The 15,363-nt window shown below is 71.9% G+C and carries 15 protein-coding genes and 1 pseudogene; 9 read left to right on the top strand and 7 right to left on the bottom strand.

Annotated features, from left to right (window positions below):
- The first annotated feature begins 105 nt into the window (after positions 1-105).
- Together N787_RS07200 and N787_RS07195 are read left to right on the top strand one after the other, a co-directional pair.
- Positions 106-870, top strand: coding sequence for a M48 family metallopeptidase (locus N787_RS07200; protein WP_034212138.1), 765 nt, complete (start codon positions 106-108; stop codon positions 868-870).
- Between the two features lie 39 nt (positions 871-909).
- Entirely contained in the window at positions 910-1,425 is a 516-nt protein-coding gene (locus tag N787_RS07195; RefSeq protein WP_034212136.1) for a hypothetical protein, read from the top strand.
- On the opposite strand, the gene N787_RS07190 is transcribed toward N787_RS07195, so the two are convergent.
- Both N787_RS07190 and hemH read right to left on the bottom strand, forming a co-directional pair.
- Positions 1,422-2,279 carry an alpha/beta fold hydrolase gene (locus N787_RS07190; RefSeq protein WP_052575245.1) on the bottom strand — a complete coding sequence of 286 codons (858 nt, stop codon included), beginning with the start codon at positions 2,277-2,279 and terminating at the stop codon, positions 1,422-1,424. The genes N787_RS07195 and N787_RS07190 overlap by 4 nt on opposite strands.
- Positions 2,279-3,289, bottom strand: coding sequence for a ferrochelatase (gene hemH, locus N787_RS07185; protein WP_052575244.1), 1,011 nt, complete (start codon positions 3,287-3,289; stop codon positions 2,279-2,281). Before hemH ends, N787_RS07190 begins: the two co-directional genes overlap by 1 nt.
- Positions 3,290-3,416: 127 nt before the next feature.
- Here hemH and N787_RS07180 point away from each other — a divergent pair.
- From N787_RS07180 to N787_RS14295, 5 genes and pseudogenes are all read left to right on the top strand, one after another.
- A pseudogene (locus N787_RS07180) lies at positions 3,417-4,091 on the top strand (lipid-binding SYLF domain-containing protein); the annotation flags it as partial.
- A gap of 77 nt (positions 4,092-4,168) precedes the next feature.
- Positions 4,169-4,396 carry a Sec-independent protein translocase subunit TatA gene (tatA, locus tag N787_RS07175; RefSeq protein ID WP_034212134.1) on the top strand — a complete coding sequence of 76 codons (228 nt, stop codon included), beginning with the start codon at positions 4,169-4,171 and terminating at the stop codon, positions 4,394-4,396.
- Between the two features lie 28 nt (positions 4,397-4,424).
- Complete coding sequence (tatB, locus tag N787_RS14690; RefSeq protein WP_084590688.1) at positions 4,425-4,964, top strand: Sec-independent protein translocase protein TatB; 540 nt, start codon at positions 4,425-4,427, stop codon at positions 4,962-4,964.
- Positions 4,961-5,692 carry a twin-arginine translocase subunit TatC gene (tatC, locus tag N787_RS07165; protein WP_034212132.1) on the top strand — a complete coding sequence of 244 codons (732 nt, stop codon included), beginning with the start codon at positions 4,961-4,963 and terminating at the stop codon, positions 5,690-5,692. Before tatB ends, tatC begins: the two co-directional genes overlap by 4 nt.
- A gap of 4 nt (positions 5,693-5,696) precedes the next feature.
- A complete protein-coding gene (locus tag N787_RS14295) occupies positions 5,697-6,386 on the top strand; it encodes an RDD family protein (RefSeq protein ID WP_052575242.1) in 690 nt (229 codons plus the stop codon).
- 10 nt (positions 6,387-6,396) lie between these two features.
- Here the strand turns inward: N787_RS14295 and N787_RS07155 are convergent, their stop codons facing one another.
- Positions 6,397-7,302, bottom strand: coding sequence for a hypothetical protein (locus N787_RS07155; RefSeq protein WP_156968947.1), 906 nt, complete (start codon positions 7,300-7,302; stop codon positions 6,397-6,399).
- Positions 7,299-8,030, bottom strand: coding sequence for a glutamine amidotransferase (locus N787_RS07150; protein ID WP_034212128.1), 732 nt, complete (start codon positions 8,028-8,030; stop codon positions 7,299-7,301). The genes N787_RS07155 and N787_RS07150 overlap by 4 nt, the downstream gene beginning before the upstream one ends.
- Positions 8,031-8,100: 70 nt before the next feature.
- Here N787_RS07150 and glyQ point away from each other — a divergent pair, with 70 nt between their 5' ends.
- Both glyQ and glyS read left to right on the top strand, forming a co-directional pair.
- On the top strand, positions 8,101-9,009 hold the full coding sequence (glyQ, locus tag N787_RS07145) for a glycine--tRNA ligase subunit alpha (protein WP_034212126.1): 909 nt from the start codon (positions 8,101-8,103) through the stop codon (positions 9,007-9,009).
- Positions 9,002-11,089 (top strand): glycine--tRNA ligase subunit beta, encoded by a 2,088-nt coding sequence (gene glyS, locus N787_RS07140; RefSeq protein WP_034212124.1) that lies wholly within the window; start codon positions 9,002-9,004, stop codon positions 11,087-11,089. Before glyQ ends, glyS begins: the two co-directional genes overlap by 8 nt.
- On the opposite strand, the gene N787_RS07135 is transcribed toward glyS, so the two are convergent.
- Genes N787_RS07135 through N787_RS07125 form a run of 3 tightly spaced genes read right to left on the bottom strand, consistent with a single transcriptional unit; the run spans position 11,078 to position 15,307 of the window.
- A complete protein-coding gene (locus tag N787_RS07135; protein ID WP_052575241.1) occupies positions 11,078-12,262 on the bottom strand; it encodes a PepSY-associated TM helix domain-containing protein in 1,185 nt (394 codons plus the stop codon). The genes glyS and N787_RS07135 overlap by 12 nt on opposite strands.
- A gap of 8 nt (positions 12,263-12,270) precedes the next feature.
- On the bottom strand, positions 12,271-12,960 hold the full coding sequence (locus N787_RS07130) for a Fe2+-dependent dioxygenase (protein ID WP_034212123.1): 690 nt from the start codon (positions 12,958-12,960) through the stop codon (positions 12,271-12,273).
- Between the two features lie 49 nt (positions 12,961-13,009).
- Positions 13,010-15,307: a TonB-dependent receptor gene (locus N787_RS07125; RefSeq protein ID WP_425387855.1), complete on the bottom strand. Its 2,298-nt coding sequence runs from the start codon at positions 15,305-15,307 to the stop codon at positions 13,010-13,012.
- Positions 15,308-15,363 lie beyond the last annotated feature (56 nt).

Here is a 15,363-nt window from a genome sequence, read left to right as displayed (position 1 = left end):
CGCGCCCCTGTAGGAGGGACTTCAGTCCCGAAGCTCTTCGGAGAAAAGCTTCGGGACTGAAGTCCCTCCTACATTCTTTCGGCTGCTTCCGGCTAAAGTCGCAGCATGTTCCTCAAGCTCACCCGCCCCGCCCCGCCCGCCGTCGAGCTGCGTCCGCTCGCGCTGGCCGACGGGCGCGAGGTGGACGTGCGCTGGGTCCGCGATCCGCGCGCGCGCCGCCTGCGGCTGATCGTCACCGAGAAGGGCGCGCGGCTCACCCTGCCGCGCGGCGTGTCCGAGCGCCTGGCGCTGTCCTTCCTGCACGAACACCGCGACTGGCTCGCCACCCAGTTCGATCGCCAGCCCGCCCTGGCCGAACCGCCGCTGGTGCGCGGCGGCACCGACGCCCTGCCGCTGCGCGGCGGCGAGGTGCCGGTGCACTGGCGCGAAGGCCGCTACGTCCGCACCCGCCTGGAAGACGAGGGCATCGTGCTGCAGCTGCCTGAACGGGCCAGCGACGCCCAGCTCAAGGCCAGCCTGCGCGACTTCTACCAGCAGCAGGCGCGCCAGGACCTCGGCGCCTGGCTGCCGCGCTACCTGCCCGGCCTGCCGCGCGCGCCGCGGCAGTTCACGCTGCGGCCGCTGTCCTCGCTGTGGGGTTCGCTCAGCCCCAGCGACGAGCTCAAGCTCGACCTGAGCCTGGTGCTGGGCCGCCCCTCGGCCTTCGAATACGTGCTGGTGCACGAGCTCTGCCACCTGGTCCACGCCAACCATTCCCGCGCCTTCTGGCGCGAGGTCGAGGCCCGCTGGCCCGGCTGGCGGGAAGAACGCGACTACCTGCGCGGCGACGGCTTGGCCTTGAAGGGGCGGCTTGCGCGTTTGATCCGCTGAAGGGTTCCCGCGCGGGACCCGCCCCGTCCGGAGCCCACCATGTCCAGCCACCGCACCCTGCTGTCCGCCGCCCTGCTCGCCCTGCTGGTGTCGGGCTGCGGCAATTCCGAAGAAGCCGCCTCCGAGGCGCTGGCCGAGCAGGCGCTGGAAGCCAGCACCGGCGCCGAGGTGGACATCGAGAACGAGGATGGCGTGCACCGCGTCACCGCGCAGACCGAGCAGGGCGAACTGGTCCACAGCAGCGGCGAGAACGTGCCGCTGCCCGACGGCTTCCCCACCGACATCACCCTGCCCGGCGACTACCAGGTGATGTCGGTGATGACGATGGGCCCGGCCACCTCGGTCGTGCTGCGCAGCCCCGAGCCGGCTTCGGAAATTTTTTCCCAGATGCGCAGCGGCCAGTCCGGCGCCGGCTGGAAGGAAACGATGTCCATGCAGGGCGCCGACGGCTCGATGCTGGGCTTCGAGAAGGACGGCCGCAGCCTGCTGGTGAACCTGCGCGACGACCTCGACGGCCAGTCGGTGGTGTCGCTGAGCCTGCAGGCCGCGAACTAGCCCGCCAGGAACCGCCGCAGGGGTTCCGCCACCCGCGCCGCCTGCTCCATGTGCAGGTGGTGCCCGCCCGGGATCACCTCCAGCGCGCCGTCGGCCAGGCAGGCCAGGCGCTGCGTGCGCACGTCCGGGGTGAAGTAGGGCGGCGACGGATCGGCCGCCACCACCAGTACCGGCGCTTCGATCGCGCGCAGCATGGCCTGCACCGTTTCCTCGGTCAGGCGCAGCTGGCTGGGCAGCGTGAGCCGCGGGTCGCTGCGCCAGGCGTGGCCGCCCTCGACCCGGCGCAGGTTGCGCTCGACGATCAGGCGCGCGGCCTCCGGCGTCATGCGGCTGGCCGCGAGCCGGGCCGCCACCGCGGTGTCGATGGCGGGGATGACCCGCGGCGCCCTTGCCGCCAGCGCCCGGCGCGCCGTCACGGCATCACGCAGGCGGGTGCCGGCCGCGGCCGGATCACCGGCGATCGGGCCCAACGCTTCGACCAGGGCCAGGCGCCGCACCCGCGAGGGCGCCGCGGCCGCCACCGCGCAGGCGATCGCGCCGCCCATCGAATGACCCAGCAGGTCGGCCTGGTCCCAGCCCAATCCGTCGAGCGCGTCGAGCACGTCGTGGATCCAGTCCGCGAAAGCGTAATCGTGGCCCGGCGCACGGTGCGCCGAGGCGCCGTGCCCCGGCAGGTCCAGCGCCACCAGGTCGAAGTCGGCCAGCTCCGGCGCCAGCGGCAGGAAGCTGGCGGCGTTGTCCAGCCAGCCGTGCAGGCACAGCAGGCGCGGGCCGCCGGCGGTGCCGCCACGCAGCGCCGCCAGTTCGCCGCGCGGGGATTCGAGCCGGATCTCGCGCAGCCCGCCGCCCGGCATCAGTGCGGCCAGCCCTGCAGGTGGCGGCGGGCCAGCGCGGCCAGCGCGGCGACGTGGCCCGGCTCTTCGTTCAGCGCGCTGATGTAGCGCAGCTGCTTGCCGCCCGCGTGGCGGAAGACCTCGTCGTTCTCGACAGCGATTTCCTCCAGCGTCTCCAGGCAGTCGGCCGCGAAGCCCGGGCAGACCACGTCCACCGTGCCCACGCCGTCCTTGCCCCACTGCTCCAGCGTCTTGTCGGTGTAAGGCTGCAGCCATTCCTCGCGGCCGAAGCGCGACTGGTAGGTCAGGAACCATTCGTTCTCCGACAGCCCCAGGCGCTGGGCCAGCAGGCGCGCGCCGGCCTCGCACTGGCGCGGGTAGGGATCGCCGGCGCGCTCGAAGCGCTTGGGCAGGCCGTGGAAGGAGAACAGCAGCTTGTCGGCGCGGCCGCGCAGGTCCCAGTGCGCGCGGATGCGCGATTCCATCGCGTCGAGCCAGCCGCCGTCGTCGTGGTAGTCGGCGATGAAGCGCAGCTCGGGCACGCGGCGCCAGGTCGAGATTTCCTTGTTCACCGCATCGAGCACGGTGGCGCTGGTGCTGGCCGAATACTGCGGATACAGCGGCAGCACCAGCAGGCGCGTCATGCCCTCGGCCTCGAGCTGGCGCAGCACCGAGGGGATGGACGGGTTGCCGTAGCGCATCGCCATCCGCACCGGCAGGTCGGGCAGCGAGTGCTGCATCGCCCTGGCCAGGCGCTGGGTGTGCACCAGCAGCGGCGAGCCGCCCTCCATCCAGATCGAGGCGTACTTCTTCGCCACCTTGCCCGAGCGCAGCGGCAGGATGATGAAGTGCAGGATCGGGCACCACAGCCAGCGGGTCAGTTCGACCACGCGGTGGTCGTGCAGGAACTGGGCCAGGTAGCGCTTCACCGCCGGCCGGGTGGCGGCGTCGGGCGTGCCCAGGTTGACCAGCAGCACGGCGGTCTTGCCGGGGCCGGTGGCGGCGGGGGCATCGCGATAGGGCGGGGTCATGCGTCGCTGTCCGGGTGAGGGGAACACAAACTATCATCGCCGGAATGAAGGCACGGCTCACGCCCGGTTCATGGCGCGAAGCCATACTCGTCCCGTCGCTCGTTCCCGGAGGTCCCCCATGAATCGCCTGCTGGCCCCGCTCGCCGCCGCCCTCGCCCTGCTGATCGCCTTCGCCGCCCCGGCCCGTGCCGGCGAGAAGGAAGACGCCAAGGCCAACGACGCCGCCCGCGTGCTCGGCGAGATCATGCGCATCCCGGAAACCGCGGTGCCGGAGAAGATGTTCACCGACGCCCACGCCATCGCCGTCATCCCCGACGTGGTCAAGGCCGGCCTGGTGCTGGGCGGCCGGGGCGGCAAGGGCCTGATCTCGGTGCGCAGCCCGGACGGCACCTGGTCCAACCCCAGCTTCATCAAGCTCGGCGGCGGCAGCATCGGCTTCCAGGCCGGCGTGCAGTCCTCCGACGTGATCCTGGTCTTCCGCAGCCCGCGCGGCGTGGACAACATCGTCAACGGCAAGTTCACCCTCGGCGCCGACGCCAGCGTGGCCGCCGGCCCGGTCGGCCGCACCGCCCAGGCCGCCACCGACGAGCAGCTCAAGGCCGAGATCTACAGCTACTCGCGCGCCCGCGGCCTGTTCGCCGGCGTGGCCCTGGACGGCACCGTGCTGCGCATCGACCACCGCGCCAACCAGCGCGCCTACGGCCCCAACACCACCCCGCGGGCCATCTTCGAGGGCCGCGCCAATGCCGCCCCGGACGCGCTGGTGCTGTTCCGCGACCGCCTGGAAGAAAACACCCTCGCCCAGTGACCAACGGGCAGCGCAGCCGCGGGCCGGCTGCGCTATCCTTCCCGGCATCGGATCAACGCAGGGAAACCCCCATGGGCAGCTTCAGCATCTGGCACTGGCTCATCGTTCTGGTCGTGGTGGTGCTGGTGTTCGGCACCAAGAAGCTCAAGGGCGTCGGCAAGGACCTGGGCGAAGGCATCCAGGGCTTCAAGGAAGGCCTGAAGGGCAAGGACGAGCCGCCGTCGCAGATCGGCAGCGAGAAGCGCGACATGCCGTCCGACGAGACCTCGCGCCAGGACAGCCAGCGCAAGGACTCCTGAGTCCCGGCCCCGCGCCGGCACCCTTGCCATGTTCGACATCGGCTTCAGCGAACTGCTGATCATCGCGGTCGTGGCCCTGGTCGTGCTCGGGCCCGAGCGGCTGCCCAAGGCGGCGCGCTACACCGGGCTGTGGGTGCGCAAGGCGCGGGCGCAGTGGTATTCGGTCAAGGCCGAATTCGAGCGCGAGATGGCCGCCGACGAACTCAAGCGCAGCGTCGGCAACCCGGCCGCGGACCTGCGCACCGAACTCGAGGCCGTCGGCAAGGAAGTCACCGCCGCCGGCCAGGCCGCCAGCGAGGGCGTCCGCGATGCCGAGGCGCTGGCCAAGGCCGATGCCGACACCGCGCTGCAGGACATCCCGCCAAGAACGGGGTCAGGTTCAGTTCCCGGGACGGACACGTCGACTGTCGCCGCGGCCGAACCGGGAACTGAATCTGAACCCGTTCCCGCCGCGGACCCCGGGCCGGACTTCGAGTTCTACAGCGACCCGGAGCCGTTCAAGCTGACCCCGGACGACGTGCCGGCGGACGCCGAAGCCACCAAGCGGCCCGGGGCGTCCAAGCCATGAGCGCCCCGGCCGAAGAATCGCTGATGGGCCACCTGCTGGAGCTGCGCGCGCGCCTGATGCGCGGGGTGGCGGCGGTGCTGGTGGTCTTCCTGGCGCTGGTGCCGTTCGCCAAGGAGCTCTACAACCTGTTCGCGCAGCCGCTGGTGGCCAAGCTGCCCACCGGCGGCACGCTGCAGGCCATCGACGTGGCGGGCGGCTTCTTCATCCCGATCAAGCTCGCCTTCTTCGTGGCCTTGCTGGCGTCGATGCCCTGGCTGCTATACCAGGCCTGGGCCTTCGTGGCGCCCGGCCTGTACCAGAACGAGAAGCGGCTGGCGCGGCCGATCCTGCTGGCGGCGGTGCTGCTGTTCTACATCGGCTGCGCGTTCGCCTGGTTCCTGGTGCTGCCCACGGTGTTCGGCTTCCTGGCCATGTTCACGCCGGATACGGTGGCGATGGCGCCCGACGTCTCGCGCTACCTCGATTTCGTGCTGGTGATCCTGCTCGCCTTCGGCCTGAGCTTCGAATTGCCGGTCGCCGTGGTGGTGCTGGTGGTGCTGGGCGTGGTGACGCCGGCGCAGCTGCGCGAGGCGCGGGGCTACGTGATCGTGGGCGTGTTCATCCTGGCCGCGATCATCACCCCGCCCGACGTGGTGTCCCAGCTGATGCTGGCGATCCCGATGTGCCTGCTCTACGAGCTGGGCATCCTCGCCGGCGCCATGCTGCGCCCGGCGCGGGCCGCCAGCTGATCGCATGAACCCGCCGGCCGGCTTCTGGCGCCGCTACGCCGCCTACAGCGCCGACGCCAGCGCCATCAGCCTGCTGGCGCTGCCGCTGCTGTGGCCGCGGCTGCAAGACGCCTGGTTCGTTTTCGACCAGGGCCTGCAGACGCTGCAGTCCCGTATCTGGGACCTGCTGGACCTGTCGCAGGCGCGCGGCGACGAACCGCTGCGCCAGCTCGGCCTGTTCACCGGCGACGAGGTGCTGCGCGCGGAGATGACCGGGCTGGCCGGCGAGCTGCTCTGGCTGGTGCTGGCGGTGTCGCTGGTGCTGTTCGCGATCGCGGCCGCGTGGTTCGTGGCGTTCGAGAGCTCGCGCTGGCAGGCCAGCCCGGGCAAGCGCCTGCTGGGCCTGCGCGTCACCGACCTCCAGGGCGCGCGCTGCGGGCCGGGCCGGATCGCGCTGCGCTTCGTGGCCGGCATCCCGAGCTGGTTCGCCCTGCACCTGGGCCACGCGCTGTCGGCGTTCTCGCCCGGCAGGCGCGCCCTGCACGACTACCTCGCGGGCACCCGGGTCGAGCTGGCGCCGGGCGCCCCGGCGGCGATGCCGCGCGGCGGCCGCAGCTGGCTGCTGCTGCAGGTCGCGCTGTTCTTCGGCGCGGTCGGCTTCATCGGGCTGCGCTACGTGCAGCTCATCGTCGAGGTCGCGCAGGGCGGCCTCTGAGCGACGCGAATCAGGCTTCCAGCGCGTCCACCGGGCCGTCGGCGACCTCGCCGAAGATCTCGCGCCACGCGTGGTAGTAGAAGCCGAACATCACCACGTAAATCACCAGCATCAGGACCAGGTAGAGCGGCACGATCACGGCCATCGCCAGCACCGGGCTGACCAGGCCCAGCAAGCCCGCCACCAGGCCGGCCACGAGCGCGAAGACCAGCACCAGCACGAAGCCAACGACCATGGCGACGATGAAGAAGCCGACCAGCGGCAGCAGGTTGCGCAGCGTCGCCGCGAGCCCGCCGCCCACCGCACCCACCGCGCCCTGCCCGGCCATCGCGGCGTGGGCGAAGGCCAGCATGTAGGCATTGCCCAGCACCACCAGGAAGGCCGACGCCGCCAGCAGCCACAGCAGGAAGCTGGGCGGCAGCGGCGGCATGCCGGTCATGTCGGGCTGCCCGCCGGGCGGCGTGGCGGCCGCGCGCGCGAACAGCTCGGAGAAGAACTCCTTGCCCGGCACCACCGTGAACAGCAGGGCGAATACCGCGAGGTAGGCCACCATCAGCAGCAGCGCGGTCATCACCATCCGCACCGCGAAGTCGCGGTCGCGGTAGCCGTTGAAGAGATCGGTCGCGGCGGCGGGCCGGCCCGTCTCGCAGTCGTGCAGCAGGCGGAACGCGGCGCCGCTCAGCGGCGGCATCAGCACCAGGCTCAGGCCGATCACCGCGCCGTAGGCCACCATCAGCGCGCCCGGCGAGGCGGGGAACAGCGCCTGGGCGGCCAGCTGCAGCACGGACGGCACCATGCCCACGGCCAGCAGCAGCGCGAAGCCACCGAACAGGGCCCGCGGCTGCCGCCGCCCGGCGTCGAGCGCCCTCATGAACCAACGGAAGGGGGCGGCCATGCTTACGGAACGTGCGGTCATGCGGATTTCCTGCTGCGGGCGCGCGCATGCGCCACGTGGATGAAACGACGAAGCACCCGGCGCGCCAGCGGGGCCGGCTTCACTTCCGCCAGCAGCTGGCGGTGGCAGCTGCCTTCCGCGGCCAGCGCATCAGCGCGGGCCTGGATGTAGCCGCGCATCATGTGGGTGCTGAATTCAGGGTGGAACTGCACGCCCCAGGCCGCCTCGCCCCAACGGAAGGCCTGGCAGTCGTCGCGTTCGGAGCGCGCCAGCACCGCGGCGCCCGGGGGCGGGGCGGTGACCGTCTGGAGGTGGGTGGTCTGGGCGTCGAAGGCGCCGAGCCCCGCGAACAGCGGGTCGTCGGCGGCGGTCGGCGCCGCGGCCACCGGCACCGTGCCCATCTCGCGGCCGCGCGGGTTGTAGTCGACCGTGCCGCCCAAGGCATGCGCGATCAGCTGGTGGCCGTAGCAGATGCCGAACAGCGGCTGGCCGGCGTGGGCGGCGTCGCGCAGCCAGTCGGCGGTGCGCTCGCTCCAGTCCAGCCGCTCGGTGACCATGGCGCCCGAGCCGGTGACCAGCACGCCGGCGTAGTCGGCCGCGTCGGGCAGCGCCTCGCCGTCGAGCACGTGGCAGTGGCGGACGTCGCGGGCGTGCAGCCCGGCGGCGACCCGGATCCAGTGGCCGAAGCCACCGTGCCGGCGCAGCTGCGGCAGGGGCCGCCCGGTCTCGAGGATCAGGAAAGGTTTCATCGGGCGTGTCGCGGGCCGTGCGGGGGTTCGCCGCTATACTAGCGCGCTGAATCGACAGGGCGAATCCGCGATGAGCGCACCCACCTTCCAGGAACTGATCCTGAGGCTCAACCAGTACTGGGCCGACCAGGGCTGCGTCCTGGTCCAGCCGCTCGACCTCGAGGTCGGCGCCGGCACCTTCCACCCCGCCACCTTCCTGCGCGCGCTGGGCCCCGAGCCCTGGCGCGCCGCCTACGTGCAGCCCTGCCGCCGCCCCACCGACGGCCGCTACGGCGAGAACCCGAACCGCCTGCAGCGCTACTACCAGTACCAGGTGGTGCTCAAGCCGAACCCGGACGACATCCTCGACCTGTACATCGGCTCGCTGAAGGCGCTGGGCATCGACCCGCTGGTGCACGACCTGCGCTTCGTCGAGGACAACTGGGAATCGCCGACGCTGGGCGCCTGGGGCTTGGGCTGGGAAGTCTGGCTCAACGGCATGGAAGTCACCCAGTTCACCTACTTCCAGCAGGCCGGCGGCATGGAGTGCCGCCCGGTGACGGGCGAGATCACCTACGGCCTCGAGCGCCTGTGCATGTACCTGCAGAACGTGGACAACGTCTTCGACCTGGTCTGGACCCGCGGCCCGCAGGGCGACGTCACCTACCGCGACGTCTACCACCAGAACGAAGTCGAGCAGAGCACCTACAACTTCGAGCACGCCGACGTGGCCGAGCTGTTCCACCGCTTCGACGCCTGCGAGGCCGAGGCGCTGAAGCTGGTCGAGGCCGGCCTGCCGCTGCCCGCCTACGAGCAGGTCTGCAAGGCCAGCCACTCGTTCAACCTGCTCGACGCCCGCCGCGCGATCTCGGTCACCGAGCGCCAGCGCTACATCCTGCGCGTGCGCACGCTGTCGCGCGCCTGCGCCGAAGCCTATTACGCCCAGCGCGAGAAGCTCGGCTTCCCGGGCCTCAAGAACCAGGAGGCCGCCCATGGCTGACCATCTGCCGCTGCTGATCGAACTGGGCACCGAGGAGCTGCCGCCCAAGGCCCTGCCCGACCTGGCGCAGGCGTTTTACGACGGCGTGCTCAAGGGCCTGGCCGCGCGCCGCATCGACGTGCGCACCGACGCCAGCGACCTGCGCGCCGGCCCGCTGTATTCGCCGCGCCGCCTGGCGGTGTTCCTGCCGGCCGTGGCCGTGCAGCAGCCGCAGCAGCAGAGCGAAGTGCTGGGCCCGTACATGAACATCGGCCTCGATGCCGAGGGCAAGCCGACCCCGGCCCTGCTCGGCTTCGCGCAGAAGAACGGCATCGCCTGGGAGAAGCTCGACCGCGTCACCGACGCCAAGGGCATGCGCTTCGTCGCCCGCAGCTCGCGCCCCGGCGCGGCCACCCTCGACCTGCTCGCCGAGATCACCGCCGAGGCCCTCAAGGGCCTGCCGATCCCGAAGCCGATGCGCTGGGGCAGCCGCGACATCGCCTTCGTGCGCCCGGTGCACTGGCTGGTGATCCTGCTCGGCCGCGACGTCGCGCCCGGCGAAGTGCTGGGCCTGAAGGCCGACCGCATGAGCCGCGGCCATCGCTTCCACCACGGCAAGGGCGTCTGGCTCAACGACGCCGGCGAGTACCTGCAGGCGCTGCGCGAGGCGCACGTGCTGGCCGACCCGCGCGAGCGCCGCGAGCGCGTGCGCGCCGAGATCGCCGCCGCCGCGCGCGAAGCCGGCGGCCAGGCCCGCGTGCCGGCCGAGCTGCTCGAGGAGGTGAACTGCCTGGTCGAGTGGCCCAAGGCCATCCTGTGCAGCTTCGAGCCCGGCTTCCTGCGGGTGCCGCACGAGGCGCTGGTCTCGACGATGGAGGCGAACCAGAAGTTCTTCCCGGTGCACGGCGCCGACGGCAAGCTGAGCGAGAAGTTCATCGGCATCGCCAACCTCGACAGCAAGGACCCGGCCGAGATCCGCAAGGGCTACGAGCGCGTGATCCGCCCGCGCTTCGCCGATGCGCAGTTCTTCTTCGACGAAGACCTCAAGCAGGGCCTGCCGGCGATGGCCGAAGGCCTGGCCTCGGTTACCTACCAGCAGAAGCTGGGCACGCTGGCCGACAAGACGGCGCGCGTGGCCGAGCTGGCCGCCGCGCTGGCGAAGGCGCTGGGCATGGACGAAGCCGCCGCCCGCCGCGCCGCCGCGCTGGCCAAGGCCGACCTGCAGAGCCGCATGGTCGGCGAGTTCCCCGAGCTGCAGGGCATCGCCGGCCGCTACTACGCCACCGCCGCGGGCGAGCCCGAGGCCGTGGCCCGGGCGATCGACGAGGCCTACCAGCCGCGCTTCGCCGGCGACGCCATCGCCTACTCGCCGCTGGGCCGCGTGCTGGCTATCGCCGAGCGCCTGGACAGCCTGGCCGGCGGTTTCGCCGCGGGCCTGAAGCCGACCGGCAACAAGGACCCGTTCGCCCTGCGCCGCAACGCGCTGGGCCTGGCGCGCACGATCATCGAGGGCGGGCTGGAGCTCGACCTGCCGGCGCTGGTCGCGATCGCCGCGAAGTCGCTGCCGGCGGGCGTCTCGCTGGACGCGAAGGAGCTGGAGGACTTCATCCTCGACCGCCTGCGCGGCTACTACGCCGACCAGGGCGTGCCGGGCACGCAGTTCGACGCCGTGGCCGACGTGCGGCCGGCCTCCCTGCTCGATTTCGACAAGCGCCTGAAGGCGATCGCCGGCTTCGCGCGCCTGCGCGAGGCCAGCTCGCTGGCGGCCGCGAACAAGCGCATCCGCAACATCCTGCGCAAGGTCGAGACGCCGATCCCGGCCGCCGTGGATCCGGCGCGCCTGGTCGAGCCCGCCGAGCAGTCGCTGCACGGCGCGCTGGCCAAGGCCCTCGCCGACACCGACCCGCTGCTGGCCCAGCGCGACTACGTCGGCACGCTCAAGCGCCTGGCCGAGCTGCAGGGCCCGGTCGACAACTTCTTCGACCGGGTGATGGTGATGGCCGACGACGCCGCGGTGCGCGACAACCGCCTGGCGCTGCTCAAGCTCATCGCCGACCGCTTCGCCAAGGTGGCGGCGGTGGAGCAGCTCTCAGCCAGCTGAGGGCGCGCGGGCGCGCGCCTGCTCGCGCTCGCGCCGGCGCGCCAGCCCGGCGCGCTTCTTCGCGCGGCGATCGAGGTAGAGCTGCAGGCCGGTGACGGTGAACAGCGGCATCGCCAGGCTGGCCACGCAGAACACGAACAGCCCGATCCCGCCGAACCAGCTGCCGCTGTGCAGCGGGAAGATGCCCGCCATCAGGCGCTGGCCGATCGGCTTGTCGAGATAACGCTCGTGCGCGGCCACCGCCAGCGTGGCGGGATCGAGCACCAGCCGGTTGTTGGCGCGCTCGTGCGGCGGCGCGGGATCCTGGTAGCTCCATTCGAGCGGCTGCCCGGCCGCGGCCGGCAGCCGCAGCGTCACCGTGGACCAGGCCGGCACGGCGCCTTCGAACGACGCGAAGGCCGCCGCCACGTCCACGTCCGGCGCACCGCCCCCGGCTTCACCCCGGCCCGCGGCGGCCGGCGGCCCGCGCTGCGCGTTGTCCGGCGTGCCGCTGAGCGCCAGCAGGCCCTCGCGGTACCAGCCGTAGGACCAGTACAGCCCGCTCAGGGCCATGACCAGGTAAGGCAGCAGCAGCCACGTGGCCACCACCGAGTGCAGGTGCCATAGGAAGCGGCGGCCGGTGAGGGCCCCGTCCAGGTGCAGCCATGCGCGCGGGCTGGTCCAGCGCCGCGGCCAGCGCAGGTAGATCCCCGACACGCAGAAGAACACCAGCGCCAGCGTGGAGGCGCCGACGATCTGCTTGCCCACCTCGCCCGCGGCCAGCCAGCGATGCAGCTGCATGGTGGTGCGGAAGAAGGCTTCGCCGCGGGGCTTCGGCAGCAGCGCGCCGGTGTACGGGTCGACGTAGCGCGTCTCGCCGCGCGCGCGGCCGCCCGGCGCCGCGGCGGCGCCCGGCGTCGGCGCGAAGCTGACGCGCGCCGCCCGCGTGGGGTCCGCGGACAGCGTGAGCGCCTGCGCAGGCATCGCGTGCTGCGCCTGCACGCGCGCCAGCAGCACCGTGGGCGCCAGCGCCTGCCGGCCCTCGGCGGAAACGGTCATCACGCCCGGGTTGAGCGCGCGCAACAGCGGCTGCTCGTACGACAGCACGGCGCCCGTCACGCCGACGAGGGCCAGCACCAGCCCGGCGGTGATGCCGAGCAGCCAATGCGTCTGGAAGATGAGTTTGCGCAGCATGGGTTCCCTCAGGCGTCCGACCAGCGGCGCAGCAGGTTGTGGTACACGCCGGTGAGCTGCACCAGCGCGGGATCGCCCGGCGCGGCGACGGTGAGCCGCTGTATCGCGCGGTCGAGTTCGAACAGCTCGCGGCGCTGGCCGGCGTCGCGCACCAGGCTCTGGGTCCAGAAGAAGCTGGCGAGGCGCGCGCCGCGCGTCACCGGCGTCACTTCGTGCAGGCTGGTGCCCGGGTACACGACGAGGTCGCCGGCGGGCAGCTTCACGCGCTGGGTGCCGTAGGTGTCCTGGATCACCAGTTCGCCGCCGTCGTACTCGTCGGGCGAACTCAGGAACAGCGTGGTCGAGACGTCGGTGCGCACCGGCACCTGCGCGCCGTTCGCGCCGCGCTCGTAGCGGATCGCGTTGTCGACGTGGAAGCCGAACGACTGCCCGCCCGCGTAGCGGTTGAACAGCGGCGGGAAGATCCGCCGCGGCAGCACCGCGCTGAAGAACAGCGGGCTGCGGCCCAACGCATCGAGCACGCGGCCGCCCAGCTCGCGCGCCACCGGGTCGGCCTCGGGCAGCTGGGCGTTGTCCTTGGCCTGCGCGGACTGGTAACCGGCGGTGCGTTTGCCGTCGGCCCAGCCGGCGCCCGCCAGCCTGCTTCGGAAATAGGCCACCTCGTCGGCGGACAGCACGTTCGGGATGTGCAGCAGCATGCTCAGGCTCCGGGTGGGCCCGCGTCGCCGCGGGCCTGCCGTGGATGGGTCAGAAGGCGAGGTTGGCGGTCAGCACTAGCGAGCGCGCCTCGCCGGGTGTGGCCCAGCCGTTGTTGCGCACGCGGGTGAAGTACTGCTTGTCGAAGAGGTTGTTGGCGTTGAGCTGCAGCGCCAGCGTTCCGTTCACCGCCCAGGCCAGCATCGCCCGGTGCGTGGTGTGGCTCTTGACGTCCGGCAGGCCGGCGACGCGGCCGCCGTCGAAACCGCCCTGGTAGGTGATGCCGTAGCCCACCGTCCAGTCCGGCGCGAAGGCGTAGGTGGTCCAGGCGCTGGCGGATTGCTCGGGCGTGTTGATGATGCGCTGGCCCCGCTGCGGATCCGGGTTCGCGGGCGTGTTGGTGCAGCCGTTGAGGCCGGGATTGGCCAGGCAGTAGTCGGACACCGACTGCAGCACCTCGCTGTCGAGCAGGGTGGCGTTGGCGAACACCGACCACTGGTCGGTCAGCTCGCCGGCGATGCCGAGCGACACGCCGTCCACGCGCGCCTGACCGTCCAGCTGCTGCTCGCCGCTCGGGTTGGCCGGATCGAAGTCGGCGACGCGGTAATTGGTGCGCTCGTTGCGGAACACCGCCGCCGTCAGCGCGAGGCGGCCGCCGAGCACGTCCCACTTGGTGCCCAGCTCGAGGTTGCGCGCCTCTTCCGGATCCACGCCGCAGGTGGCGGCGCTGCAGGCGCCGTTCACGGACGCCTTCGAGGGCGTGTTGCTGTTGGCGTAGCTCAGGTAAACGCTGCCGTTCTCCGAAGGCTTGAAGACCAGGCCACCGCGCCACGAGAACAGGTCCTCGTCGCTGCGGAAGTCCGGGCCGCGCGCCACCAGCGAACCCAACCCGGTGTTGTCGGCGCCGGCGGCAGCCGAGTAGGTCTTCACCGTCCAGCTGTGGTTGGCGCCCTCGTTGCGCTCGTAGCGCGCGCCGAGGTTCAGCAGCCACCGCTCGCCGAAGCCCAGCGTGTCGAACACGTAGATCGCCTGGTTCCCGAGCGTGCCGGACGACTTCCCGGTGCGGAAATAGTTCACCGGCCCGGTCCAGCGTGAGTCCGGATGGCCCAGGTCCATCACCGGCAGCGGCGCCGGGCTGCCGTCGGCGTTGCGCAGCACGTTGCCGGTGTCGAGCTCGAAGGTTTCGCGGGTGAAGGCGACGCCGGCCACCAGCGCGTGGGTCACGCCGCCGGTCTTGAAGCGCGCGGTCAGGTCGGTCTGGCTCGCGAACAGGCGGTTTTCGGTGTCGCGCCGAAGGCCGCGCGGACCGCTGGGCTGGTAGGTGCCGGGCGCCGCGCAGGCCGCGCCGGTAGCCGGGTTGATGCCGCTGTCCAGGCACCAGGTGCCTTGCACGGCGTCCACCACGGTGGTCTGGTCGACCGCCTGGTAGCGCGCGAGGCTGCGCAGGTGCAGGTCGGCGCTGAAGTCATGCTCGAACACCGCGGTCACCGTGTCGTTGGCGATCTCCTGGCGGTCGAGGTTGTGGTAGCCGTAGTAACCCTCGCGGTCGGCGCCGGGCAGCAGGCCGCCGTAGGCAGGGAAGTACGGCACGCCGTACTGCGGCACGTTGTCGTCGCGCTGCACCAGCGCGCCCAGGGTGAGGCGCGTGTCGGAATCCAGGCCGAGCCCCAGCGAGGGCGCGAAGCCCCAGCGCTCGAACGACTCGAAGTCCCGGCCCGGCACGTCGTTCTGGTGGACCATCGCGTTCAGGCGCAGCGCATTGGCCTCGCCGAGCCGATGGTTGCTGTCCGCCGTGAGCCGGCCGTAGCCGTCGGTGCCCGCGCCGGCCGAAAACGCGCTGAAGTCCTCCAGCATCGCCACCTTGCTGACCAGGTTGATGTTGCCGCCGACCGAACCGGCGCCGGAATGCACCGAGTTCGCGCCGTTGACCAGCTCCAGCGACTCAAGGTTGAAGTTGTCCGAGCGGGTGTACTGGGCGCTGTCGCGCACGCCGTCCACGGTCAGGTCGGCATTGGCGCTGAAGCCGCGCAGGTTGATGCTGTCGCCGTAGCCGCCTCCGCCCTCGCCCGCGCCGAAGGTGATGCCCGGCAGCGTGGTCAGGATCTCGCGCAGGGTGACCAGGCCCTGCTGGTCCATCGTCGCCTTGTCCACGACGGTGATCGTCTGCGGGGTATCCACCAGTGCCTCGGTGTACTTGGGCGACGCGGCCTTCTCGATCCGCTCGCCGGTGACCTCGACCCCGTCGAGGCGGGTGGCGCGGTGGGCGCCGTCGGGCTGGGCCGGGGTTTCGCGGCCCGCGGCCTCCGTGGCGGCGGTGGCCAGGGCCAGGGGAGCGGCGGCAGCCAGCACCGAGGCGATGGCGAGCGAAACGAGGCGCGGCGCCGGCCAGCGGCCGGCCGACGGGG

The organism is Arenimonas metalli CF5-1, assembly GCF_000747155.1.
Classification (GTDB): Bacteria; Pseudomonadota; Gammaproteobacteria; order Xanthomonadales; family Xanthomonadaceae; genus Arenimonas; species Arenimonas metalli.
The sequence above is the reverse complement of the archived record's forward strand: the minus strand, read 5'-3'. Positions and strand labels throughout refer to the sequence as shown.

Coding starts and splice junctions, on each gene's coding strand:
- N787_RS07200 (WP_034212138.1), top strand. CDS start 106: ATGTTCCTCAAGCTCACCCGCCCCGCCCCGCCCGCCGTCGAGCTGCGT.
- N787_RS07195 (WP_034212136.1), top strand. CDS start 910: ATGTCCAGCCACCGCACCCTGCTGTCCGCCGCCCTGCTCGCCCTGCTG.
- N787_RS07190 (WP_052575245.1), bottom strand. CDS start 2,279: ATGCCGGGCGGCGGGCTGCGCGAGATCCGGCTCGAATCCCCGCGCGGC.
- hemH (WP_052575244.1), bottom strand. CDS start 3,289: ATGACCCCGCCCTATCGCGATGCCCCCGCCGCCACCGGCCCCGGCAAG.
- tatA (WP_034212134.1), top strand. CDS start 4,169: ATGGGCAGCTTCAGCATCTGGCACTGGCTCATCGTTCTGGTCGTGGTG.
- tatB (WP_084590688.1), top strand. CDS start 4,425: ATGTTCGACATCGGCTTCAGCGAACTGCTGATCATCGCGGTCGTGGCC.
- tatC (WP_034212132.1), top strand. CDS start 4,961: ATGAGCGCCCCGGCCGAAGAATCGCTGATGGGCCACCTGCTGGAGCTG.
- N787_RS14295 (WP_052575242.1), top strand. CDS start 5,697: ATGAACCCGCCGGCCGGCTTCTGGCGCCGCTACGCCGCCTACAGCGCC.
- N787_RS07155 (WP_156968947.1), bottom strand. CDS start 7,302: ATGACCGCACGTTCCGTAAGCATGGCCGCCCCCTTCCGTTGGTTCATG.
- N787_RS07150 (WP_034212128.1), bottom strand. CDS start 8,030: ATGAAACCTTTCCTGATCCTCGAGACCGGGCGGCCCCTGCCGCAGCTG.
- glyQ (WP_034212126.1), top strand. CDS start 8,101: ATGAGCGCACCCACCTTCCAGGAACTGATCCTGAGGCTCAACCAGTAC.
- glyS (WP_034212124.1), top strand. CDS start 9,002: ATGGCTGACCATCTGCCGCTGCTGATCGAACTGGGCACCGAGGAGCTG.
- N787_RS07135 (WP_052575241.1), bottom strand. CDS start 12,262: ATGCTGCGCAAACTCATCTTCCAGACGCATTGGCTGCTCGGCATCACC.
- N787_RS07130 (WP_034212123.1), bottom strand. CDS start 12,960: ATGCTGCTGCACATCCCGAACGTGCTGTCCGCCGACGAGGTGGCCTAT.